This is a genomic window from Pseudomonas sp. PA-6-3C (genome assembly GCF_021605825.1).
Lineage (GTDB): Bacteria > Pseudomonadota > Gammaproteobacteria > Pseudomonadales > Pseudomonadaceae > Aquipseudomonas > Aquipseudomonas edaphica.
The window spans coordinates 13631-37742 of sequence record NZ_WKDV01000004.1 but is presented as its reverse complement, the minus strand read 5'-3'; the positions used below and the strand labels follow the sequence as shown (position 1 = coordinate 37742).

Genomic DNA, 24112 nt, shown 5'->3' with positions numbered 1-24112 from the left:
TTTCCAATGGCTTTAATCGCTCGAGCTCGCAAAAAGCGCAAGCCGGTCGCCGAGATGAACGTAGTGCCTTACATCGACGTGATGCTGGTGCTGCTGGTTATCTTCATGGTGACCGCGCCGATGCTCAATCAGGGCGTGAAGGTTGATCTGCCCAAGGTTTCCAGCGAAGCCTTGCCGCAAGACAACAACACCCAGGTCCTGACCATTTCGATCAAGGCTGACAAGACCTATTACTGGAACCTTGGCAGCGAAGTCGACACCCAGAAACAGCAGGACAAGGCCATGACCTTGCCGCAGATGACGGACGCCGTGACCAAGATCATCCGGTCCGGCAACGAAGGCGGCAAGCACACGCAAGTGTTCATTCGCGGCGACAAAGTGGTCGACTATGGTTCCGTCATGGGCGCCATGGGCGGGCTGCAGAAGGCCGGCGTGGGTAACGTTGGCTTGATTACCGAGGCGCCCTGATGCAGCAACAGCGAGAGCCGTCCGCCTCGGAAAGCTACTTCTGGCCTAGCGTCTGGGCAATTGCCCTGCACGTCCTGGTGTTTGGCATGCTGTTCGTCAGCTTTGCCATGACCCCGGACCTGCCGCCAGCCAAGCCGATCGTGCAGGCGACCCTGTATCAGCTGAAATCGAAAAGTCAGGCCACCACCCAGACCAATCAGAAGATTGCGGGTGAGGCCCAGAAGTCGGCTGCGCGCCAGACCGAAGTCGAGCAGATGGAACAGAAGAAGGTCGAGCAGGAAGCGGTGAAGGCTGCTGCGGAACAAAAGAAAGAAGAGGCGGCTCAAAAGGCCGAGGAATCGAAAAAGGCTGACGAAGCCAAGAAAGCTGACGAGGCCAAAAAGGCTGATGAAGCCAAAAAAGCCGATAAAGCTGCCGAAGCTAAAAAGGCTGAAGAGAAACAATTGGCTGATATAGCCAAGAAGAAGTCTGAAGAAGAAGCCAAAAAAGCTGCCGAAGAAGAGGCCAAGAAAAAGGCCGCTGAAGACGCCAAGAAGAAGATAGTCGAAGACGCGAAGAAGAAAGCCGCCGAAGACGCCAAGAAAAAAGCTGAAGCAGACGAGGCGAAGAAGAAAGTCGCCGACGACGCGAAGAAGAAAGCTGCCGCCGACGCCAGTAAGAAAAAGGCCCAGGAAGCAGCGCGTAAATCCGCCGAAGAGAAAAAGGCCCAGGCCTTGGCAGATTTGCTCTCCGACACGCCGCAGCGTCAGCAAGCCTTGGCCGATGAACGTGGCGATGAAGTCGCGGGCAGTTTCGACGACCTGATTCGGGCACGGGCAGCGGAGGGTTGGACACGTCCACCTTCGGCACGTAAAGGCATGACAGTAGTGCTGCAGATCGGCATGTTGCCGGACGGTACGGTGACTTCGGTCAGCGTGTCCAAGTCCAGTGGTGACGGTTCGTTCGACAGTTCGGCGGTTGCCGCGGTCAAGAACATTGGCCGGTTGACCGAGATGCAGGGAATGAAACCAAGCGACTTCGCTCCCTATCGTTCATTCAAGATGACATTCACACCTGAGGATCTAGCCTTGTGAGAAACCTTCTTCGAGGAATGCTTGTCGTTATTTGCTGTATGGCAGGGATAGCGGCGGCGGATGAAAAGAACATTCTGGTCACCAGCGGTAGCGATCGGGCCACCCCGATCGCGGTAGTGCCGTTCGGTTGGCAGGGCGGCAGCGTGCTGCCGGATGACATGGCCCAGATCGTCAGCGACGACCTGCGCAACTCCGGCTACTACGCGCCTATTCCAAAAGGCAACATGATCAGCCAGCCGACCCAGGCCAGCGAAGTCATTTTCCGTGACTGGAAAGCGGTAGGCGCCCAGTACCTGATGGTCGGCAGCATTACGCCGGCCGGTGGTCGCCTGCAAATCCAGTACACGTTGTTCAACGTGGCCACCGAGCAGCAGGTCTTGACCGGCAGCGTATCGGGCACCGCCGAACAACTGCGGGACATGGCGCACTACATCTCGGACCAGTCGTTTGAAAAACTCACCGGTATCAAGGGTGCGTTCTCGACACGTCTGCTTTATGTAACGGCTGAGCGTTTCTCCGTAGACAACACGCGTTACACCTTGCAGCGTTCGGACTACGACGGCGCCCGCGCCGTGACCTTGCTGCAGTCGCGTGAGCCAATCCTGTCGCCGCGCTTCGCGCCGGACGGCAAGCGTATTGCCTATGTGTCGTTCGAACAGCGCCGCCCGCGCATTTTCGTGCAGCACATCGATACGGGTCGTCGTGAGCAGATCACCAACTTTGAAGGCCTCAACGGTGCCCCTGCGTGGTCGCCGGATGGTTCGCGCCTGGCGTTCGTACTGTCCAAGGACGGCAACCCGGACATTTACGTGATGAACATGGCTTCGCGCCAGATCAGCCGTGTAACCAGTGGCCCGGGCATCAATACCGAACCTTTCTGGGGTAAGGATGGTTCGACCATCTACTTCACCTCCGACCGTGGCGGCAAGCCTCAAATCTACAAAACAAGCGTAGGTGGCGGTGGCGCGGAACGCGTGACCTTTATTGGTAACTACAATGCCAACCCTAAGCTTTCGGCCGATGAAAAGACGTTGGTGATGATTCACCGTCAGGATGGTTTCACTAATTTCCGGGTTGCGGCCCAGGATTTGCAGCGTGGAACGGTAAAAATCCTCACAGATACCAACCTTGATGAGTCAGCCACTGTTGCGCCCAACGGCACCATGGTAATCTACGCCACCCGCCAGCAGGGCCGGGGAGTCTTGATGCTCGTGTCCATTAATGGACGCGTAAGGCTCCCGCTTCCTACCGCACAAGGCGAAGTCAGAGAACCATCCTGGTCCCCTTACCTGAACTGACGCGGCGCTACAAAAAGAATTGCTTAACACACTGGGGTTCATTAGGAGTTTCACGATGGAAATGCTGAAGTTTGGTAAGTTTGCTGCTCTGGCTCTGGCTCTGTCCGTAGCCGTTGGTTGCTCGTCTAAAGGCGGCGACAATGCCGGTGAAGGCGCAGCTGTTGATCCAAACGCTGGTTACGGCGCTAACACTGGTGCAGTTGACGGCTCCCTGAGCGAAGAAGCTGCTCTGCGCGCTATCACCACTTTCTACTTCGAATACGACAGTTCTGACCTGAAGCCAGAAGCCATGCGCGCTCTGGACGTTCACGCGAAGGACCTGAAAGCTAACGGCGCTCGCGTTGTTCTGGAAGGTAACACTGACGCCCGTGGTACTCGTGAGTACAACATGGCACTGGGCGAGCGTCGTGCGAAAGCCGTTCAACGCTACCTGGTACTGCAAGGTGTTGCTCCAGGCCAACTGGAACTGGTTTCCTACGGTAAAGAGCGTCCAGTTGCAACTGGCAACGACGAACAGTCGTGGGCTCAAAACCGTCGCGTCGAACTGCGTAAGTAATTCGTCATGCGAACGTGCCGTCGTGCTCTAACTGTATTGGCTCTCAGCCTCGCACCGCTTGCGGTGTGGGCTGCGGTTCCTGTGGAAGATAGCAACTCTGGCTATAACAATAGCGGGAGCAGTTATCCGCCAGCGGGTTATGGCACGAACGGCGCCTATGCTGGGGGACCGGCAACTGCCGCTCCCTCGGCACAGGGCGAACTGTTCAACCAGCTGCAACGTATGCAGGATCAATTGTCGCAGCAACAAGGCACCATTGAGATCTTGCAGAACCAAGTGAACCAGCTGAAGCAAGAAGGCCTGGAGCGTTACCAGGATCTTGATCGACGCATTGGAGCCGGCGTAACACCTGCCGCAACTCCTGATAATTCTTCTGCCGGTGGCGCGCCAAGCGCTGCCGCCGGTGGTGCAGCAGCAGGCGCAGCGGCTAGCCAAGCGCCTGCTGCCAGCAGCGAACCGGGTGATCCGGCCAAGGAAAAGCTGTATTACGACGCAGCTTTTGACCTGATCAAAGCCAAGGATTTCGATAAGGCCAGCCAGGCCTTTACCGCATTCCTGCGCAAATACCCTAACAGCCAATACGCGGGCAATGCCCAGTACTGGCTGGGTGAGGTGAACCTGGCAAAGGGTGATTTGCAAGCGGCAGGCCAGGCATTTGCCAAGGTCAGCCAGCTGTACCCAAAGCATGCAAAGGTGCCTGACTCGCTGTATAAACTGGCTGATGTAGAACGCCGCCTGGGTCACACCGACAAGGTCAAAGGCATTTTGCAACAGGTGGTTGCCCAATATCCGGGTACCTCCGCAGCCCAGTTGGCCCAGCGGGATCTGCAGCGCTTGTAAGCGATGCAACCCGTTTAGAAGAAACCCGCGCCTGGCGCGGGTTTTTTCGTTAGAATCCACGCCCTTTTATGAAACACGCTTTTTGGGGCCTACGCGTTGGCGGGGTTCCTTGAAGTGCCTGACGGAGGCGGACAGCCTGTTTAGCTGTTACGCCCGTGGCGACTATGCAAGACACATTACGTATTACCGAAGTTTTTTACTCGTTACAGGGTGAAACGCGTACCGCTGGCCTGCCTACCGTATTTGTACGGTTGACCGGCTGCCCGTTGCGTTGCCAATACTGTGACAGCGCCTACGCCTTCAGCGGTGGCACCGTGCGCACCCTCGACGACATCATCGAGCAGGTTGCCGGCTTCAAGCCGCGCTACGTCTGTGTGACCGGTGGTGAGCCCCTGGCCCAGCCGAATGCCATCCCGTTGCTCAAGCGGCTGTGTGACGCTGGCTATGAGGTTTCACTGGAAACCAGCGGCGCCCTGGATATCTCCGCGGTTGACGCGCGCGTGAGCCGGGTGGTCGACCTCAAGACCCCGGGCTCCAAGGAAGCGCACCGCAACCTCTACGACAACATGGATTTGCTGACGGCCAACGATCAGGTCAAGTTCGTGATTTGTTCGCGGGATGACTATGACTGGGCGGCCTCCAAGCTGATCCAGTACAACCTCGACCGCCGTGCCGGCGAGGTGTTGTTCTCGCCGAGCCACCATGACCTCAACGCCCGCGACCTGGCCGATTGGGTCGTGGCGGACAACCTGCCGGTGCGCCTGCAATTGCAGTTGCACAAATACCTGTGGAACGACGAGCCGGGGCGCTGACATGACCGAGCAAAAGCGCGCGGTCATCCTGCTCTCTGGCGGTCTGGATTCCGCCACGCTGGTGGCCATGGTCCGCGCCCAAGGCTACAGCTGCTACACCCTGAGTTTCGACTACGGCCAACGCCACCGCGCCGAGCTGCACGCCGCCGAGCGTGTTGCCCGTGAGCTGGGCGTGGTCGAGCACAAGGTGATCGGCCTCAACCTCAACGGCATCGGCGGCTCGGCCCTGACGGACAGCAGCATCAATGTGCCTGAAGCGCCCAGCGAAGGCATTCCGTTGACCTACGTGCCGGCGCGCAACACCGTATTCCTGTCCCTCGCGCTTGGCTGGGCCGAAGTATTGAAAGCCCGCGACATCTTCATTGGCGTTAATGCCCTCGACTACAACGGCTACCCGGACTGCCGTCCGGAATACGTCGAGGCATTCGAACGCATGGCCAACCTGGCGACCAAGGCCGGAGTGGAAGGGCAGGGATTCCGCATTCAGGCGCCGCTGCAGAACATGAGCAAGGCAGACATCGTGAAGGCTGGCGTAGGACTGGGCGTCGATTACGCGCTGACAGTTTCCTGCTACCAGGCAGACGATTCCGGTCGTGCCTGTGGGAAATGTGACGCTTGCAGACTGCGAGCAGAAGGCTTCAAAAACGCCGCAATTGCGGACCCAACGCGTTATTTCTGATTTATTTAAAATAAGGTGTTGAATAATCCTTAGAAATCAGTATTATACGCGCCACCACACAGCGGGTCGTTAGCTCAGTTGGTAGAGCAGTTGGCTTTTAACCAATTGGTCGTAGGTTCGAATCCCACACGACCCACCATTTTTGGCGGTTTAGAAAATCCGGAAGGCCCACGCAAGTGAGGATTTCCGGGTTTTTTTTTGCCTGCAATTTGGCGCTGGTAAAAAACCGCCTCCAAGAGACGGCTCGTTGCCCGGCCTTAGCCAAACCGCCCCGTAATATAGTCCTCCGTCTGCTTCATCTTCGGCGTGGTAAAGATCTGATCGGTCTTGCCATGCTCAATCAATTCCCCCATGAACATAAACGCGGTGCTGTCCGACACCCGCGCGGCCTGCTGCATGTTGTGGGTCACGATGATCACCGTGTACTGCGCCTTCAATTCCGTAATCAACTGTTCGATACGCCCGGTGGAAATCGGGTCGAGGGCGGAGGTTGGTTCGTCCAGTAGCAGCACCTGCGGGCGCAGCGCGATGGTGCGGGCGATGCACAGCCGTTGTTGCTGGCCGCCGGAGAGGCTCTGGGCGCTCTGGTTGAGTTTGTCTTTGACTTCATCCCACAGCGCACCGCCGCGCAGGGCCTGTTCGACGCGGTCGTTCATTTCGCGGCGCGAGAGTTTTTCGTGGTGACGCACCGCGTAGGCGATGTTGTCGTAGATCGACATCGGAAACGGTACCGGCTTCTGGAACACCATGCCTACGTGGCTGCGCAGGCGGTTCATCGAGTAGCCGGGGGCGAGGATGTTTTCGCCATTGAGCAGCACTTCGCCGCGCGCTTCCTGCTTGGGGTACATCGAGTAGATGCGGTTGAACACCCGCAGCATGGTGGATTTGCCGCAGCCCGAAGGCCCGATGATGGCGGTAATGCGCTTTTCCGGAATATCCATGTTGATGGATTTGAGCGAGCGTTGGTTGTTGTAGAAGAACTCCAACCCACGCACCTGGATTTTGGTTTTGTCGGGAGCAATGCCGGTGGCGTCCATCAGTGAGACCTATTGCGTAAAAGAATCAGGCGGGATGCCAGGCTGAGTACCAGCACGAACAACGTCAGGACCAATGCGCCGGCCCAGGCAAGTGCATGCCAGTCGTCGAACGGGCTCATGGCGTACTGAAAAATAACCACGGGCACGCTGGCGATCGGCTTGAGCAGGTTGCTGCTCCAGAACTGATTGCCAAAGGCGGTGAACAGCAGTGGCGCGGTTTCCCCGGTGATGCGCGCCAGGGCAAGCAGGATGCCGGTGACTACGCCGGCCTTGGCCGCCCGCAGCACGATTTGCAGCGTCAGCTTCCACTGCGGTACACCGAGTGCCAGGGCCGCCTCGCGCATGGTGGAGGGTTGCAACTGGAGCATTTCATCGGTGGTGCGCACCACCACCGGAATCACCAGCAGCGCCAGCGCCAGCGCACCGGCGATGGCAGAGAAGCCGACCTGATGATTGGTCAGCAGGTTCAGCGGCAGGATAACCCCGGTGTAGATGAATAAACCCAGCACAATCGAGGGGGCGGACAGCAGGATGTCATTGATGAAACGCACCGTAGTCCCCAGGCGCGAGTGGCGTGCGAACTCTGCCAGCCAGATGCCGGCCATCAGCCCGATGGGCGTACCGATCACCAACGCGATAGCCGACATCAACGCGCTGCCATAAAACGCATTGGCCAGGCCGCCCTCGGTGCCGGGCGGTGGGGTCATCTGGGTAAACAGGCGCAGGTTCAGGGCCTGGAAGCCGTTGATAATGGTGGTCAGCAGAATCCACGTCAGCCACAGCAAGCCAAAGGCGGTGGCGCCGCAACTGAGGAACATGGCCACGCCATTTTTAAATGCGCGTTTGCGATACAGGCGTTCGTTGGCGTTCATAACCCTTCCTTGCGCGACAGGCGCATCAGCAGCAGTCGCGCGAGCGCGAGCACGACGAAGGTCACGATAAACAGCAGGAAACCCAAGGCAATCAGCGCAGAGCGATGCAGGTCGGTGTAGGCCTCGCTGAATTCGTTGGCGATGACCGAGGCGATGGAACTGCTGGGCATCAGCAACGAGGCGGAAAACTGTTGTGCGTTACCCAATACGAAGGTCACCGCCATGGTCTCGCCAAGGGCGCGGCCCAGGCCGAGGAAGATACCGCCGACCACCGCCGAGCGGGTGTAAGGCAGAACAATGTCCCACACCACTTCCCACGTCGTGCTGCCCAAGGCGTAGGCGGATTCTTTCAACTGCGTGGGCACGCTGCGAAACACCTCATGCATCACCGAGGTGATAAACGGCATGATCATCACCGCCAGCACAATGCCGGCGGTGAGCATGCCGATTCCCAGTGGCGGCCCCTGGAACAGCGAGCCAACAAAGGGCAGGGCGCCCAGGTAGTCATTGATCAACGGCGACAGGTGTTCGGCCATGAAAGGCCCGAACACAAACAAACCCCACATGCCATAGATGATCGACGGGATACCGGCCAGCAGCTCAATCGCCGAGGCCACCGGCATTTTCAGCCAGGGCGGTGCAACTTCAGTCAGAAAAATCGCGATGCCGAAACTCACCGGAACGGCAATCAGCAAGGCGAGAAAGGAGGTGACCAAGGTGCCGTAAATCGGCACCACGGCACCAAAGTGGTTATTGACGGCATCCCACTCGGTGCTGGTGATGAAACCGAAACCAAACGTCTTGAACGCCAGCCCGCCGCCCCACAGGGTCGAGGCGGCAATGGCGCCCAGCAGCGCCAGTACCAGCATGGCGGCACCGAACATCGAGCGTTTGAACCACAGGTCGTGGCGTTGATCGCGGGCGGCGCGGCGGTCGCCCCCGGTGTCGCTCGCGTGAGTAGTCATAACCAGGGTGTGGACCGTGTCGTTCATATCAGAGGTGCTCAGCGCCTTCCTCAGTTATCGAGGAAGGCGGTCGTAGGGCGAATCAGTGGGCGAAGTCAGACTTCCAGTAATCTTCGATTCGCGACACCAGGGAGCCCGGCAATGCGACGTAGTCCAGGGCCGCAGCCTGTTCCTGGCCTTTTTCCAGCGACCACTTGAAGAAGTTGAACGCCGCCTGGCTTTGCTCGGCATTCTTGGGCTGCTTGTACATGATGATCCAGGTGGTGGCCGTGATCGGCCATGCGCCTTCACCTGGGGCGTTGGTCATGATCAGGTTGAAGTCTTTGGCACTGGCCCAGTCGGCGGTGTCGGCGGCGGCCTGGAACGCCTTGGCGTTAGGCTCGACGAACTTGCCGGACGCGTTCTTCAGTGAGGCAAAGGTCATTTTGTTCTGCAGGGCGTAGGCGTATTCCACAAAGCCGATCGAGTTCTTGATCTGCTTCACGTAGGCCGAAACGCCTTCGTTGCCCTTGCCGCCCACACCGACCGGCCACGGTACGGTGGTGCCGAAACCAATCTTGGTTTTCCAGCTGTCGCTGACTTTGGCCAGGTAGTTGGTGAAGTTATACGAGGTGCCGGAGCCGTCCGAACGGTGCACCACGGTGATGTTTGCGCTTGGCAACTTCACACCAGGGTTGAGCGCGGCGATGGCAGGGTCGTTCCAGGCCTTGATGTCACCGAGGAAGATCTTTGCCAGGGTGTCGCCGTCGAGTTTCAGCTGGCCTGCGGCCACGCCTTCGACGTTCATCACCGGCACGATGCCGCCGATCACGCTGGGAAACTGACCCAGGCCGCCGGCTTTGAGATCGTCGGCCGACAGTGGTGCGTCAGAGGCGCCGAAGTCAACGGTGGCTGCCTTGATCTGGGCGATGCCGCCGCCGGAGCCGATCGACTGATAGTTGATGCGGTTGCTGGAGTTCTTGCTGTAGTCCTGCGACCACTTGGACAGCACCGGGTAGACGAAGCTGGAGCCGGCACCGGTAACGTCGGTGGCGTGGGCCATGCCGCTCAGGCACAGGGCGCTCAACAATACAGACAGACTTTTTTTAGTCGGCAACATCACGACAACACCTCAAGGTAAGGGGTAAGTGGGTAGGCCCACCTGTCTAAGACGTGACGATTTAATTCCTGATATGTTGCTGTTTAATGACGGTTTGGCTTTATGAAGAAACATTTAGAAATGTTTGCCTGGGTGGCAGCGAGCATGGCTGCTGTCACCCAGGCGATGCTACTTAGCTGCCTTTCTGGTCAATCCCCGCCTGTAATTCCTGCTGGTCACTGTGCCCGCCGACCCGCAGCGGCCCAAGGTTGAAAGCCTGATCCTTGCGTGTGGCGTCGTCCTGTTTCTGGGTCAGTTCGTCCTTGGCGCCCAGCGCCAGGTTGACCGGCGATTTCGACAGGTTCAGCCCGACATCGGCGCGATAGTCGCTGCCTGCCAACGTCGTCGCCGTCACTTTGGAACCGCCCAACTCAACCTTGCCGCTTTCGGCGCTGATCCGCGCGCCAGTCAGCCGTGTGTCGCCAGCCACTTCAAGGTTTACGCCCTGAGCACCGCGAATGCCCGAGGCCTGATTAACGCTGTCTTTCACCACGTGGCTGACGTCCAGGTTCAGCGTCGGCGTGTAGCTGGTGTTGCCGCTCTTGTCACCGAACAGTACGTTTTGCGCGGTATCGGCCACCTTGCTGCCGGCGGTGTCCTTGCCGCTGACGGTGTAGCTGTCGCTGGTTTTTGGCCAGACTTTGTCCTTGAAGCTGGACAGGCGCGTGCCCAGTGCATCTTTCTTGTCCGCGAGGTAGGTCTTGGCCTGGTCCACGCGGGTGCCAAAGGCGCCACGGGGTTCAGGATTCACCTCGTAGCTGCCACTGCGGCTGAGCTTTTCGCCCAGGCGCTCCTTGGCGTTGATCACGCTGTCCTTGGCCGAAGCGAGGTGCTCGGTGCCTTTGTCGACGGCGTTTTCCAACTTCTCCCGATGCTTGTCGAACGCGCCCTCGGCCTTGGCTTGCACCTTGTCCTTGAGCGGGCCGGTGGTCTTGGCGAGCTTGTTGACCACGCCGGGTTGGTTTTTTTCGACATCAAGCTTGGCGTCGACGTTGACCTTAGTGCTGCTGACGTGATCTTTGCGGCTCTCGACCACAAGATCCCCGCCGACGTTGCCGCTGACCTGATCCGCCTCTATCCGCGCACCCGCCAGATGGGTATCACCGGCACTGTTGATGGCTACGCTATCGGCCTTGATCAGGCTGTCGTGCTGGGTGGTGCCTTGCACGTGGTCCACATCGACCTTGGCGCGGGCATTGATGCCCAGCTGGGTCTTGGGTGTGTCGTGTTCACCGGCGTCGCCCCGTGTTGTTTTACCGCCGCTGCCACCCGCGCCGAGGGTCACGCCCCAGCTGTTGTGAGCCTGGGTGGATTGCGCCGACTCTTGCAGGATGCCGCCGTTTTGCGCATCGAGGGTGACCGTTTTGGCGGCAATCTGCGTACCTTGCAGATGGAGATCATCGGCGCTGGAGAGGCTCACGTTGCCCTTGCTGTGCAACTGCCCGACAACCACGCCCTGATCGTTTTCCGCCACCTTGCCGATATTGAAGTTGGCACTCAGGCTGCCAGTCTTGGCGCTGCTGTCGGCGCCACTGGTTTTTCCGGCACCGACGCTCAGGCCGCCGCCGAGGTTGCTGCCATTGCTGACATGCGTATTGGTGGCCGCTTGCAGGTCCAGCTTGCCGCCGGCATTCAGGCTGATATCACCGTTGCTGGCGATCTGCGTGCCTTGCAGGGTTATGTCGGCGCCGCTGCTGAGCTTGATCGGCCCGCTGCCTTGAAGCGTCGCGACCCGCGCCTGGCTGTCTTGGGTGGCCAGCTGCTTGTTATCCAGTTGCACACCAGCACCGAGGTTGACGTTGGTACCGTTGGTGCCCGGTGCGGTGCCCACGGTCAATGAACCATTACCGCGCAGGCTGTTGCTGGATGTGCTTTGCGTGTCGCTGGCCTGATCAAGCGCCAACTCGCCACCGGCCTTGAGGTTGACGCCCGCCTGGCCACCGTTGAACTGGCTGCCCGCGTAACGCGCATCGGACTTGGCCGTGATGTTCACGCCCTGAGTGCCCGCGTAGCTGCCGACCACCGCCGTGCTGCTGGCTTCGCGCACATCGCTGCTGCCGCCTGCGCCGCTGCCGCGCACGTTCACGTCTTCACCGGTGGTGGTGTAGACCCGCACGCCTGCCTTGGCGTCCACGCTTTGTTCGCTGCTGCTGTGGGTGTTGGCTGCGGCGCTGGCGATATGCTCGCCGGCATCGATCTTCAGCCCGCCATCGGTGGCGCGGTACTGAGTGCCTTCATCCTGCAACTTACCGGCGACATCGACCTGCACCGTGGCGCCACTGAACTGGCTGACCACCGCCGTGCTGTCCTGCTGGGTGCGGGTCTTGTTGGTGTGACCGACTTCCACGTCCAGCCCGACATTCGGCTGCTCGAAAGCATCGAGCAAACCGGGTTGATGGAATTTGGCCTGGGCCACACCTTCGACGGCTTTTTCGATTGGTCGGGTGATGCCTTTGTATTCGACATTGACGCCGACATCGGCGGTCCAACCGTTTTCCTTGTGGGTACTGGTCTGGCTGTTGTGCGCCGCCTGGTTATCGACGGTGCCGGCGTTGACCTGCAATTCGGAGCCTGCCTTGACCTGCGCGCCCTGGCTGGTGAGGGTGTTGCCGGCGTTGATGGTCAGTTTGCCAGCCGCTGCCACGTTGCTGGTTTGCGCGGTGGTGTTGCTGCTGTTGTCGTGGCTGCTTTGATGGCTGAACTGTGCGCCGTTGCCAGCCTTGTCCAGACCGCCGGTGTAGTACACGCCACCGCCGGTGGTGGTTTTGTCGGTGGTGTTGCGCGTGCTGTTATCGGTCGCCAGCAACTCGACGTTTTTGCCGCTCAAAATTGCATCGCCCTGGGTGGCTTGGACGCCGGAACCCTTGATGCTCACATTGCCATCGGCGGTGACCGCCACGCTGGCGCCGCTGAGGCTGGAAGCTTGTTGTTTTGTGGTGTCGGTCTTGCTGGTTTGCTGCTGGTCCTCAAAGCTCACGCCAGCGCGGTACTGGCGAGTGCCTTCGGCGTTTTCCTTGGCGTAGCCATCGAAACCACGAGCGTGAGTGGTGGTGGTGTCGTGTGTAGTGTTGTCAGCCGAAGCGATCTTGATATCGCCCTTGGCGTCCGCCTGTAATTTACCGGCGGCCGACACCTGAGAGCCACTGACTTGAATGTCCTTGGCGCTTTGCAGCTTGAGGTTGCTGTCCGAGCGCAGGTTGCTGGCCACGACAGTGCTGTCCTTGAGTTGCTTGCGGCTTTCATCCTTGGAAATGCCGAAGAACTTGCTGTCGTTGCTGTAGCTATTGTCGTGGGAGGTGTCTTTTACGCCGTCGATCACCAGCGAGCCTTTGTCGCTGATCACGCTGGCCTGCTTGCCGCCACGCGCCTGGCTGCCGCTGATGCGCACGTCGTCGGCCTTGACGAGCAGTTTGCCGTCGGCGTTGACCTTGCTGCCGGTGTTCAAGGTTTTGCCCTTGTCGCCGTCGCCGCTCTTGCCAAAGAAGCTGCCGCCGGTCAGGTCGCCGGAGTAAGCGTTGTCGCGGCTTACCTGGGTGCGGCTGGCGCTGCTGATCTCCACTTGGCGGCCGGCCAATTGAATATCGCCGGGTGTTTTCAGTTCGGCGCCTTGCAATTGCAGTTTCTGCTGGCTGGTCAGCTCCAGCGTTTTGCCGGCCTTGAGGCTGCTGGTGACGCTGCGTTGCTCGCTGGAAGATTTGTCCCAGTTGGCTTTCCACAGATGTTTGCGATGGTTGCCCTGATCGCGGGTTTCATGGGTTTCGGTCGCGGCGTTCACCTGCAGGTCGGCGCCGCTGTTGACACGTAAGGCATTGCCCGCTTCGACTTGGCTGGCCTTGATCTCGGCCTTGGCGCCGGAAGACAGCGTTGCATCCTGCTGCGCTAGGACCTTGTTACCGTGCTGGCGCGAGTCTTTATCAGTGGTGGTGCGGTCGTAGGTTTCGTAGGTGAACAGGAAGTTGCTGTTGTCCCACTGTTCACGTTTTTCCTGGAGTTTGCGGCTTTCCAGGCTACTGAGGGTCAGGTTGCGACCGGCGTCGAGCTTGACGTTGCGCCCACTGACGTCGGTGGCGGCCAGGTTCAAATCCTTGGCGCTGTGCAAGTCCACATCGCCATGCTGGCTTTGCACGCCGGCGCGGGTGGCGTCCAGGCTGTTGGCGTGGACCTGGCCGCTGATGTCGAGGTCGCCGGCCGAGCTGACGTTGACCCCGTCACGACCTTCCACCTGCACCGCGCCTACGCGCACGCCAGCACCTTCGGCCGTGCTGATGATGTTGATGCGTCCGGCCTGCATCGCCCCAAACAGGCTGGCGTCGATGCGCTGGTCCTGGGTCTTGCTGGCCGGGTCGACCTGGCGCACTTGCCCACTGGCGAAGTCGACCTGGTTGCGGCCTGCGGTGAGGTTCAGTTGATCGCGGGCACTCAAGCGCCCGTCGCTGTCGATGCGCGGCGCGATCAGGTTGATCGAGCCCGCGCGGTTTTGCAGGCCTTGGCCGTGCACCGTCAGTTGGCCGCTTGCGTCGCGGGTGTCCAAGGCTTGCAGCTTGCCGTCATTGAGTTCGGGGCGGCCCACCACCAGGTTGGCGTTCGGGGTGTTGATGAAGCTCCCGCCATTCACCGAAATACCGTTGGGGTTGGCCAACACATAATCGGCCGCCTTACCGAAAATCTCTTGGGCGCCGTTTAAGGTCGAGGCGTTGCGGCTGATCACTTCGTTGAGGATCACGCTCGCCGCCTGGCCCTGGAACTGCGGGTTCGCCGCCAGTTGCCCGGCGAGTTGCGACTGGCCGGCCTGCAGGGCGTTGTTCAGCACCACGCCCTGGCGGTCGACGTTGTAATCCAGGAACTGGTTATGGGACAGGCCGCCGGCATTCGGCGCGACGATATTGACGATGGGCACGCCCTGCTGGTTTTGCAGTTGCGGTATCCCGCCAGGCCCTTCGACCACGGTGATGCCGGCGGCCAGTACCAGTTGCGGCAGCAGGAACAGGCTGGCGATGGCCCAGCGCAGTTTGCCCTGGGGTGAAAGGTGAAACGTGTGGGTGTCAGTCGGCATAAGTAAGTTCGCTCTATGTTGGCTGATCCGCCTCGTGCGTTGTTCGTTGCAACGCTACTGGGGTGGTCAGGTACGGCGGTTGTTTCAGGCTAATCGGGTGTTGGTTTAAATCTGCACACTCATATCTGCACACTCATATCTGCAAGCTAAGGCGCGTCAGCCAGACCTCCGGCTCCTGGCCAAAGCCTGTTGGCGTGTGCAAATTGCGTTGGTAATCGACGTCGAGCTGCACGTTCTTCCAGCTCAGGTTGAGCCCGGCACTCGCGCCGCTCAGGCGTTGGCCCGGGGCGCCGTGTTCGCGCTTGACCCAACCGTTGTCCAGGCCCAGGCGCGGGGTGATTTTTACCGGAAGGTCGCTGTTGAGCGGCAGGCGCAAGGTGTTGCGCCACACCGCACCGATGGCGCCCGAGGCACTGTTTTCGCGGTAGCCACGCACAGCCGAATCGTCGGTGCCCAGCAGTTGCTCAATGGCAGGCAAACGGTCCGGGCTGTATTGCGCAGACAGCTGGCTCTGCCACTGCCAGGGTTGCGTGCGCCATTGGCCGTTGCGCCATTGAGTGAGGTTGGCGCGGTATTTGTGAAACTGCGCCTGGGGCAGGTTTTTCTGCACTTGGTCAGCGTCGCGATCAGCGCCGAACCAGGTCAGGCCCTGGGCGTAATTGACGTCCAGGTTCCACACCGCGCTGTTGAGCCAGAACAGGTTCAAACCGGCCTCGGCCACGCTCAGCGTTGGGCTCTGGATGCCCAAGCGGACCTTTTGCAGGTAGCTGTCGACGTCCTTGTAGGCCAGTTGCAGGTTGGCGCTGAGTTGATGGCCCTGGTCGCGCCACAACACGCGGTCGGTGCGCAGGCTGATCTGATCGGTACGGCCGCTGTTGTACAGCGTGGTATTGCTGACCTTGAGCGGTGAGCGGTATTCGGCATGGCTGGCGAACAGGCTGTAGGTCCAGTAGCCGTAGGGGATCGAATAAAACAGGCTGTTGCTGCGGCTGTAACGCGGGCCGTGGTTGAGCGTGTCGCTGAAGCTCAGGTTGAGTGAATCGTTGAGCTGCAGCGGGCTGTCCAGGCTCAGGCTGATGGCGTTGCGATCACGCCCGGTGCCGGCGCTGCCAAGGTTATCCACTCCCAGGCCCAACCCCCAACGTGAGGCGCTACTGCGCGAACGCAGGATGATGCGCGAGGCACCAGGTTCACGGCCAGGGGCGATATCCGCGGTGAGGTCCACCGAGCGCAGGCGGTTGAGCTGGTCCAGGCCTTGCTCCAGGTCGCGCAGGTTCAGTGGCTTGCCGAGCAGCCCGGGGAAGGCGCCGGCCAGGGACACGGGCAAGCTTTGGTCGGCCAGTTCGATGGCTTCCAGGTAGCCTTCTTCGACATGGATATCCAGCGGTTGCCCGGCAGCCGGGGTGCTGATCAGGTACGGGCGGCTGGCGATATAACCGGCCTCGACGTACAGGCGAGTGATCTCGGCCAGCAGGCGGTTGATCTGGGTGACGCCCATGCACGGGGCGACATAGGGCTCGATGTGTTTATTCATCTCGGCCCTGCTGAACAGCGTGACACCGGCCAGGCGTGTGCCGCTCAGCGGCCAGCAGCGTTCATCTTTGACATTGTCTGCTGGCACAGTGGGGGCGGCCGTCGGTGTGCCGAAGCTGCCTTTCTGGAGCTGGCGCTGGCGTTGCTCCAGCTGTAATTGCTGCAGGTCGCGCTGCTGTTGTTGCTGCAAACGCAGGGCTTCCTGGCCTGGCTGCGGGCCGTCGGCGGCGGACGCGGGCAGCGCGCACACGCAGAGCAGGGCGATACCCAATGGGTGGAGATGGCACAAGCGTTTGAGTGAGGGCAGGTTCGGCACTCGACATCCTTAACGTAGAAATACACACGATTCATGCCCCGGAGCCAAACCGTGAGCTCGGGGGGGCTTGCCGCTCTTGAGTCATGATTAAACGGATTGTTACATCGTCTGTAGGATTTATTACATAAAACGTGAGGAATGCCGCGTTATTCAGCAAATAAATGCACAAAATCAGTGCAAATTGACTGATGGGGGCTATCAGGTCCCTGAATTTACGGGGTGGGTATGTGGATCAGGCGATGTGGGAGGGTTTTGATTGTTGCAGCAAGATGACTTAATCGGCGTGTTTATAGAGATGCACGCATCCCATGTCGTCAACGTGGCTATCGAGGGGTATTTGCGTTCAAATTGACAGCTTTACGACGATGAAACCAGGCAGTCACGATCCGGTTAAAAAGTCATAAAAAGACACGGAAAATCAGGCGAAGTCTTTGAAAATCCTGAGATTGTCCGACAATCAAAAGCATGAAAAACTCTTCATAAACGCCTCGCTCGAACGTTGGTAGTTTCCCCAGCGCTGCCCAATAATTCGAGTCCTAATAATGAATAACAAAACTCTTAAAAGCGCCTTGGCGCTCTCCATTTCGCTCGCCTCCACACACCTGTTCGCCGGTGGTTTTGCCCTCAATGAGCAAAGTGTCAGCTCAATGGGTACAGGCTACGCCGGGCGTTCTTCCTCGGCGGATGACGCCAGCACGGTGTTCGGTAACCCGGCCGGCATGTCGCGCATCAAGCACAATGAAGTCAGCATCGGCGCCACCTACCTCGATGCCAAATCCAACATCAAGGACGCCAGTTCCTCTCAAGGCGGTGTCGACAATCCTGGCACCAACAAAGGCGATATGGTCCCCGGCATTGCCGTGCCGATGGGTTACCTGGTGACGCCGATCGATGAACACTGGGCCTTTGGCCTGGGGGTCTACGCGCCGTTCGGTCTGGTGACCGACTATGAACACGGGTTCCAGGGCAATGGCTTTGGTAACAAAAGCAAGATTCAGGTCATCACCGTGCAGCCGACGGTCAGCTATGCGTTCAACGGCAAGGTCTCGGTAGGTTTCGGCCCGACCTTCAACAAAATCAGCGGCGAGCTGGACTCCAAAGTCCCGGCGTTTGGCTTGGGCACCGAGACGGCCAAGATCAAGGGTGACGACACCGCGATGGGCTTCAACGCCGGTATCCTGGTGCAGGCTCTGGACAGCACCCGCGTCGGCGTCACCTACCACTCGCAAGTGGTCTATCACCTGAGCGGCCATACCAACGCCTCCGGCGTGCTCTCCGATGTGCTGGACGGCGGGGCGCAAAAGTATGACGCCAAGCTGAATGTCACCACGCCGTCGTCCGTGGACTTCTCGGTCACGCACCAACTGACCGACGCCTTGACCCTCTACGTGGGTAGCACCTACACGCGCTGGAGCCAGTTGAAGAAGATCACGGTCAACAACGCCGGCGTGTCGGACATTACCGCTGAGCTGGCCGGCCTGGGCTCCATCACCGAAGAGCAGCATTGGCACGACACCTGGTCCCACGCGATAGGCCTGTCGTACCAGCTCAACAAGCAGTTGGTGCTGCGTACCGGCTTCTCGGTGGACCAGACGCCAACCAACAACACCGACCGTTCGGTGCGTATTCCGACGGGCGACCGCACCGTCTTCAGCCTCGGTGCCGGCTGGACGCCTGTGGATAACCTGACCTTTGACGTGGCCTATTCCTACCTCAAGGAAGAGCCGATCAAGGTGCGCGACAACAACCCACAGCTGGCGCTCACCTACGACGCCAAATATGAAAACAGCGCCAATGGGTTCGGTGGTTCGGTCACTTATCGCTTCTGACCTGGGCAGTACGGCAAACCGCCGATCTTTGACGGCAGCCGCGAATCGCAGAATTACCTGTATGTGCAAGTCCTGGACAAGGCCAGCAGCACCGCCAGCTTTGCCTATAAGGACGGCCAGTTGACCCATGCCTCGGTCACGCAGTCGGCCTCCCAGAACACCCACACGCAGAAGTAGGTGATGGCTAACCTGGTGGAAGACACCGTGGTGCCCAAGGAAGGTTCATCCAAGCGTGATTACCTGGCGCTGCTTGAGCACGCGGCCAAGGAAAGCAAAAAGTCCAAGGATGCGCTGGAGCAGTCGACGTTGAAAAATGCCCTGGCGACGATGCATGACGCGGTCATGTTGCAGGACGACCCGGATGTGTTGATGCGCTGATGCTCGACGTGATCAAAACGGGAAGGCTCAGTGATGAGCCTTCCCGTTTTTTTTTGCCCGCTCAGCGTACCGCGCAATCCCATATTAGGCTTTTGAATCGATTCGATATTCTGTAGCCTTGCGCAGCTTTACCCGTGCTTGATGAACACAATCACTTCGTCCGGCGGCGCCCGAAGGGCTCCAGAGCCGGTGGTACACTCGACTTTCGCGCTTACTGCGCTTGCAGGTCTTGCGAACATGACGCAAATTTCCGAACGCCTACTGGTTCAAGCCCACCTCGATGCTAAGCAGCCCAAGGCGCTGAGTGCCGATGAAGAGGCGAGCCTGCGCAGCGCCATCGCCGCCGAGCTCAAGGCTCAGGACGCGGTGCTGGTTGCCCACTTCTATTGCGACCCGGTGATTCAGGCCCTGGCCGAAGAAACCGGTGGCTGCGTGTCCGACTCCCTGGAAATGGCCCGCTTTGGCGCTGCCCACCCGGCCAAGACTGTGTTGGTGGCCGGTGTACGTTTCATGGGCGAGACCGCCAAAATCCTCACCCCCGAAAAACGCATCCTCATGCCCACCCTGGAAGCCACCTGCTCCCTGGACCTGGGCTGCCCGGTGGAGGAGTTTTCAGCGTTCTGCGACCAGCACCCCGAGCGCACGGTGGTGGTTTACGCCAACACTTCGGCGGCGGTCAAAGCCCGTGCCGACTGGGTTGTTACCTCCAGCTGCGCGCTGGAAATCGTCGAAAGCCTGATGGACAACGGCGAGACGATTATCTGGGGCCCGGACAAGCACCTGGGTACTTACATTCAGCGCCAGACTGGCGCAGACATGTTGCTCTGGGACGGCGCGTGCATCGTCCATGAAGAGTTCAAGTCCAAGCAGCTTGAAGACATGAAGGCGCTGTACCCGGATGCTGCGATCCTGGTGCACCCGGAGTCGCCGACGGCGGTGATTGAATTGGCTGACGCGGTGGGTTCCACCAGCCAACTGATTGCCGCAGCCCAGCGCTTGCCGAACAAGACCTTTATCGTCGCCACCGACCGCGGCATCTTCTACAAGATGCAGCAGTTGTGCCCGGACAAAGTCTTCGTTGAGGCACCGACCGCTGGCAACGGCGCGGCCTGCCGCAGTTGCGCGCACTGCCCGTGGATGGCGATGAATACGCTGGAGCGCACGCTGCAGTGTTTGCGTGAGGGCAGTAATGAGATCTTCGTCGAGCCATCGGTGATCCCGCACGCCGTGCGCCCGCTCAAACGCATGTTGGACTTTACCCAGGCTGCGCGCCTCAAGCTGGCTGGCAACGCCTGACCTGAAGTTGAACACATAAACAAAATGTGGGAGCTGGCTTGCCTGCGATAGCGGTTTATCAGTCAATGCTGCTGTGACTGAACGATCGCCATCGCAGGCAAGCCAGCTCCCACACTTGATCTCTAGTGTTCTTGGGTTACTTTTTCTGCTTTGGAATGTGCACCAGCTGCGTATCCGAGTAGATGTCATGCCAGCTGCGCTTGCGCTTATCAAACACCGACCAGACAAACCCCAACCCCACGCACAACCACGATGCAATCGCCACCACAAAGCGCAGCAGCGCCTGCCATAGGCTGATGCGCGAGCCGTCTGCGTTCTGCACGCGCACGCCCCACACCTGCATGCCCAATGTCTGCCCCGAATGGGTCCAGAACTTGGCGAAGAAACCAAACAGCACAAAAAACAGGATCGTCGACAGCAGCGGGTCGCCGTCCAGCGCGCCGGACTCGGTGAGCGTGCGCATCCTGGCTTCGCCGATAAACGCCATCCACACCAGCTTGTAGATAAACGCGGTGACGATCAGCAGGGCGGTGCACAACAGGAAGTCATAGAACATCGCTGCCAGACGACGGCCCAGGCCAACGGCGGGGAATTCGCCTTGGGGGCTCAACAAAGGTTTGGGCATGGCCGTCTCTCTTGAGAAAAAAGCCATTTTACGAGCAAACGCACATAAAAAAGCCCCTGATGTCACCATCAGGGGCTTTTTGTCGCAGTAAGGATCAGCCTTCTGCTTGTACTTCGTCAGCCTGCATGCCTTTCTGGCCTTGCACGGCGATGAAAGACACTTTCTGGCCTTCTTTCAGGCTCTTGAAGCCATTGCCCTGAATAGCGCGGAAATGCACGAACAGATCCGGACCGCTTTCTGGAGTGATAAAACCAAACCCTTTCTCGTCGTTAAACCACTTGACGGTACCGCTCTGACGATTCGACATTTCTTATTTCCTTTGACGCTAAAAATTAATGACAGCCCCTTTCACATGAAAGAGTACTGGGCTGGGTTGCAGGAAAGTAAGAGACGTCGAACGGGTTGTAGCAAACTTATGGCTACTGCCCAGGTCCAGGTTCAAAGCGACCCATGCAAACACAGTGGCTAAACTCTACGTCAACTAATATGGAAAAAACAAGCCCCGGAGAATCCCCAGGTTTTGCTCGGCCATATGACACTTCGTTGACTAAAAGTGGATCCCACATATTCGATAGCGTTGCTCACTTGTTATAGGTTTGCGCCTATTAAAATGACTATCGTCAATGCACTCTTTTATGGCGGTTGCGTTACAAATTAGTGCGCGTTAACGCAACCGCGTTACTTATAGGAACAGTCAATCAGCCACGGTAGTAACGTTGCGGTACAAATGGCATTTTACTTACACGTAGTGGCACCTTTTTCCCACGTACCAACGCAGACACTTCGGTGTCCAGTGCGACAAATGCGCTGTCCAGGTAACCCATGGCCAATGGGCCGCCCAGTGTCGGGCCAAAACCGCCGCTGCACACGCTGCCGATCACCGTGCCGTGTTCGTCGACGATTTCTGCGCCTTCACGCACCGGGGTCCGTTCCTGTGGCAGCAGGCCCACGCGCTTGCGGCTTACGCCGGCTTGTTGCTGGGTGAAGATGCGGTCAGCGCCCGGGAAGCCGCCAGCACGCGCGCCATCGGCACGACGGGCCTTGGAGATCGCCCAGAGCAGGCTGGCTTCGATCGGCGTGGTTTCGGTGTTCATGTCATGGCCATACAGGCACAGGCCGGCTTCCAGGCGCAGGGAATCGCGGGCGCCCAGGCCGATGGCTTGAACTTCGGTTTCGGCGAGCAGGCTGCGCGCCAGGCTCTCGGCATTGGCCGCCGGTACGGAGATCTCAAAACCGTCTTCGCCGGTGTAACCCGAGCGGCTCACGTAGCACTCCACGCCCAGCAGGCGCAGGGTGGCGAACTGCATGAAAGTCATCTTGGTCACTTCCGGCGCCAGGCGCGCCAGCACTTTCACTGCCTCCGGGCCTTGCAAGGCCAGCAGGGCGCGCTCTTCGAACAGCGGTTCGATGCTGCACTGCTCGCCAATGTGTTTGCGCAGGTGGGCCAGGTCCTGGTCCTTGCAGGCTGCGTTGACCACCAGGAACAGCTCGTCGTTGCCCAGGTTGGCCACCATCAGGTCATCAAGGATGCCGCCCTGGTCGTTGGTGAACATGGCGTAGCGCTGCAAGCCGACTGGCAGGTCGATGATGTCGACCGGCACCAGGGTTTCCAGGGCCTTGGCGGCGTTGGCGCCGGTCAGGCGGATCTGGCCCATGTGGGACACGTCGAACAACCCGGCTTGATCACGGGTGTGCAGGTGTTCCTTCATCACGCCCAGCGGGTATTGCACCGGCATGTCGTAGCCGGCGAAGGGCACCATGCGCGCGCCCAACTCGATGTGCAGCGCGTGCAATGGGGTTTTCAACAGGGTTTCGGTGGACATGTTCAGCTCCTGAAAAACGTGCGGACGCGCTGGTGGGCGTCAGCACTCGATAATGTTGACGGCCAAACCGCCACGGGCGGTTTCCTTGTATTTGCTTTTCATGTCGGCGCCAGTCTGGCGCATGGTGCGGATGACCTTGTCGAGTGAGACAAAGTGCTGCCCGTCACCACGCAAGGCCATGCGCACGGCATTGATCGCCTTGACCGAGCCCATGGCGTTGCGCTCGATGCACGGTACCTGCACCAGCCCGCCAATCGGGTCGCAGGTCAGGCCGAGGTTGTGTTCCATGCCGATCTCGGCAGCGTTTTCCACTTGGGACACGCTGCCGCCCAACACTTCGCACAAAGCGCCTGCGGCCATGGAACAGGCCACGCCGACTTCGCCCTGGCAGCCAACTTCGGCGCCGGAAATCGAGGCGTTTTCCTTGTACAAAATACCGATGGCGGCGGCGGTGAGCAGAAAGCGCACCACGCCGTCCTCGTTCGCGCCGGGGATAAAGCGCATGTAGTAATGCAGCACCGCTGGCACGATCCCGGCCGCACCGTTGGTGGGCGCGGTGACCACGCGCCCGCCGTTGGCGTTTTCTTCGTTGACCGCCAGCGCATACAGGTTGACCCAATCCAGCACCGACAACGGGTCGCGCAATGCCGATTCGGGGTTCTTGCACAGCTGCCGATGCAGCGCCGCCGCACGGCGCTTGACCTTCAAACCACCGGGCAAGATGCCTTCGTTGCGACACCCGGCATCCACGCAGTCCTGCATCACCTGCCAGATGTTCAGCAAGCCGGCGCGAGTCTCCGCCTCCGGGCGCCAGGCACTTTCATTGGTGAGCATCACCTGGCTGATGGACAGTCCGTAGGTGGCGCAATGGCCAAGCAAGTCCTTGGCGTGCTTGAAAGGGAAGGTCAGCGGCGTGGTGTCTTCGACAATCCGGTCAGCGCCGGCAGCGTCTTCATCCACCACAAACCCACCGCCGACCGAGTAATACTCGCGGCTGCGGATCTGGATACCGGCGGCGTCGAAGGCACGAAAAATCATGCCATTGGGGTGGTAGGCGAGAGGCTTGCGAATCATCGCCAGGTGTTCTTTCTCGTTGAACGCAATGCTGTGTTCACCGAGCAGGTTCAAGCGACCGTCACCGCGCATTTGCGCAAGGCGTGCGGCGACGGTTTCAGTATTCACGGTGTCTGGGTGTTCGCCTTCCAGGCCCAGCAACACGGCCTTGTCGCTGCCGTGACCTTTGCCGGTGGCGCCCAGCGAGCCATAGAGCTCCACCTTGATGCCGCTGGTGGCGCTCAGCAGGTTGTCGCGCTTGAGGCCTTCGACGAATCGAGCGGCGGCGCGCATCGGGCCGACGGTATGGGAGCTGGAGGGGCCGATGCCAATCTTGAACAGGTCGAACACGCTAAGGGACATGGTTGTTCTCCGGTTTCTTATTATTTTGGAAGACTTGCTCGCTCAGTGCAGAAACCGGGCTTGTGTGGGAGCTGGCTTGCCTGCGATAGCATCACCCTGGTCTAC

The 24112-nt window shown here is 59.5% G+C and carries 19 protein-coding genes, 1 tRNA gene and 1 pseudogene; 11 read left to right on the top strand and 10 right to left on the bottom strand.

The window, feature by feature from the left end:
* Positions 1-15: 15 nt before the first annotated feature.
* The 8 genes from tolR to GIW48_RS04430 all read left to right on the top strand — a co-directional run bounded on the left by tolR (position 16) and on the right by GIW48_RS04430 (position 5865).
* Positions 16-468 (top strand): protein TolR, encoded by a 453-nt coding sequence (tolR, locus tag GIW48_RS04465; RefSeq protein WP_161630238.1) that lies wholly within the window; start codon positions 16-18, stop codon positions 466-468.
* The gene (gene tolA, locus GIW48_RS04460) at positions 468-1541 is read left to right on the top strand and encodes a cell envelope integrity protein TolA (protein WP_017139816.1); all 1074 of its coding nucleotides are present in this window, start codon (positions 468-470) and stop codon (positions 1539-1541) included. The genes tolR and tolA overlap by 1 nt, the downstream gene beginning before the upstream one ends.
* Before the next feature lie 17 nt (positions 1542-1558).
* Positions 1559-2839: a Tol-Pal system beta propeller repeat protein TolB gene (tolB, locus tag GIW48_RS04455; protein ID WP_032865998.1), complete on the top strand. Its 1281-nt coding sequence runs from the start codon at positions 1559-1561 to the stop codon at positions 2837-2839.
* A 55-nt stretch (positions 2840-2894) separates the two neighbouring features.
* On the top strand, positions 2895-3395 hold the full coding sequence (gene pal / locus GIW48_RS04450; protein WP_003193861.1) for a peptidoglycan-associated lipoprotein Pal: 501 nt from the start codon (positions 2895-2897) through the stop codon (positions 3393-3395).
* Positions 3396-3401: 6 nt separating this feature from the next.
* The gene (gene ybgF / locus GIW48_RS04445; protein ID WP_017139818.1) at positions 3402-4235 is read left to right on the top strand and encodes a tol-pal system protein YbgF; all 834 of its coding nucleotides are present in this window, start codon (positions 3402-3404) and stop codon (positions 4233-4235) included.
* Positions 4236-4399: 164 nt separating this feature from the next.
* Complete coding sequence (gene queE / locus GIW48_RS04440) at positions 4400-5047, top strand: 7-carboxy-7-deazaguanine synthase QueE (protein WP_017139819.1); 648 nt, start codon at positions 4400-4402, stop codon at positions 5045-5047.
* Between the two features lies 1 nt (position 5048).
* Complete coding sequence (gene queC, locus GIW48_RS04435; protein WP_099549396.1) at positions 5049-5726, top strand: 7-cyano-7-deazaguanine synthase QueC; 678 nt, start codon at positions 5049-5051, stop codon at positions 5724-5726.
* A 63-nt stretch (positions 5727-5789) separates the two neighbouring features.
* Positions 5790-5865: transfer RNA gene (locus GIW48_RS04430), tRNA-Lys, on the top strand.
* Between the two features lie 118 nt (positions 5866-5983).
* On the opposite strand, the gene pstB is transcribed toward GIW48_RS04430, so the two are convergent.
* The 6 genes from pstB to GIW48_RS04400 form a co-directional block, all read right to left on the bottom strand.
* Complete coding sequence (gene pstB / locus GIW48_RS04425) at positions 5984-6763, bottom strand: phosphate ABC transporter ATP-binding protein PstB (protein ID WP_017139133.1); 780 nt, start codon at positions 6761-6763, stop codon at positions 5984-5986.
* Positions 6763-7635, bottom strand: a complete 873-nt coding sequence (gene pstA / locus GIW48_RS04420; RefSeq protein ID WP_170039895.1) for a phosphate ABC transporter permease PstA — start codon at positions 7633-7635, stop codon at positions 6763-6765. The genes pstB and pstA overlap by 1 nt, the downstream gene beginning before the upstream one ends.
* The gene (pstC, locus tag GIW48_RS04415; RefSeq protein ID WP_017139135.1) at positions 7632-8627 is read right to left on the bottom strand and encodes a phosphate ABC transporter permease subunit PstC; all 996 of its coding nucleotides are present in this window, start codon (positions 8625-8627) and stop codon (positions 7632-7634) included. Before pstC ends, pstA begins: the two co-directional genes overlap by 4 nt.
* Before the next feature lie 55 nt (positions 8628-8682).
* Entirely contained in the window at positions 8683-9699 is a 1017-nt protein-coding gene (pstS, locus tag GIW48_RS04410; protein ID WP_017139136.1) for a phosphate ABC transporter substrate-binding protein PstS, read from the bottom strand.
* A 172-nt stretch (positions 9700-9871) separates the two neighbouring features.
* Complete coding sequence (locus GIW48_RS04405) at positions 9872-14791, bottom strand: hemagglutinin repeat-containing protein (RefSeq protein WP_236460390.1); 4920 nt, start codon at positions 14789-14791, stop codon at positions 9872-9874.
* 133 nt (positions 14792-14924) lie between these two features.
* Complete coding sequence (locus GIW48_RS04400; protein WP_170039891.1) at positions 14925-16640, bottom strand: ShlB/FhaC/HecB family hemolysin secretion/activation protein; 1716 nt, start codon at positions 16638-16640, stop codon at positions 14925-14927.
* A gap of 542 nt (positions 16641-17182) precedes the next feature.
* Between GIW48_RS04400 and GIW48_RS04395 the strand changes: the two genes are divergently transcribed.
* From GIW48_RS04395 to nadA, 3 genes and pseudogenes are all read left to right on the top strand, one after another.
* Entirely contained in the window at positions 17183-18469 is a 1287-nt protein-coding gene (locus tag GIW48_RS04395; RefSeq protein WP_236460389.1) for an OmpP1/FadL family transporter, read from the top strand.
* 12 nt (positions 18470-18481) lie between these two features.
* A pseudogene (locus GIW48_RS04390) lies at positions 18482-18847 on the top strand (lactate dehydrogenase); the annotation flags it as partial.
* Positions 18848-19084: 237 nt separating this feature from the next.
* A complete protein-coding gene (nadA, locus tag GIW48_RS04385; protein ID WP_017139141.1) occupies positions 19085-20143 on the top strand; it encodes a quinolinate synthase NadA in 1059 nt (352 codons plus the stop codon).
* 136 nt (positions 20144-20279) lie between these two features.
* Here nadA and GIW48_RS04380 read toward each other — a convergent pair whose 3' ends face one another.
* The 4 genes from GIW48_RS04380 to GIW48_RS04365 form a co-directional block, all read right to left on the bottom strand.
* Positions 20280-20768, bottom strand: coding sequence for an RDD family protein (locus GIW48_RS04380; protein ID WP_099549400.1), 489 nt, complete (start codon positions 20766-20768; stop codon positions 20280-20282).
* A gap of 94 nt (positions 20769-20862) precedes the next feature.
* Positions 20863-21075 (bottom strand): cold-shock protein, encoded by a 213-nt coding sequence (locus GIW48_RS04375; protein WP_017139143.1) that lies wholly within the window; start codon positions 21073-21075, stop codon positions 20863-20865.
* A gap of 391 nt (positions 21076-21466) precedes the next feature.
* Complete coding sequence (gene gcvT, locus GIW48_RS04370; protein WP_170039889.1) at positions 21467-22591, bottom strand: glycine cleavage system aminomethyltransferase GcvT; 1125 nt, start codon at positions 22589-22591, stop codon at positions 21467-21469.
* 39 nt (positions 22592-22630) lie between these two features.
* Complete coding sequence (locus GIW48_RS04365) at positions 22631-24007, bottom strand: L-serine ammonia-lyase (RefSeq protein ID WP_017139145.1); 1377 nt, start codon at positions 24005-24007, stop codon at positions 22631-22633.
* Between the last annotated feature and the right edge of the window lie 105 nt (positions 24008-24112).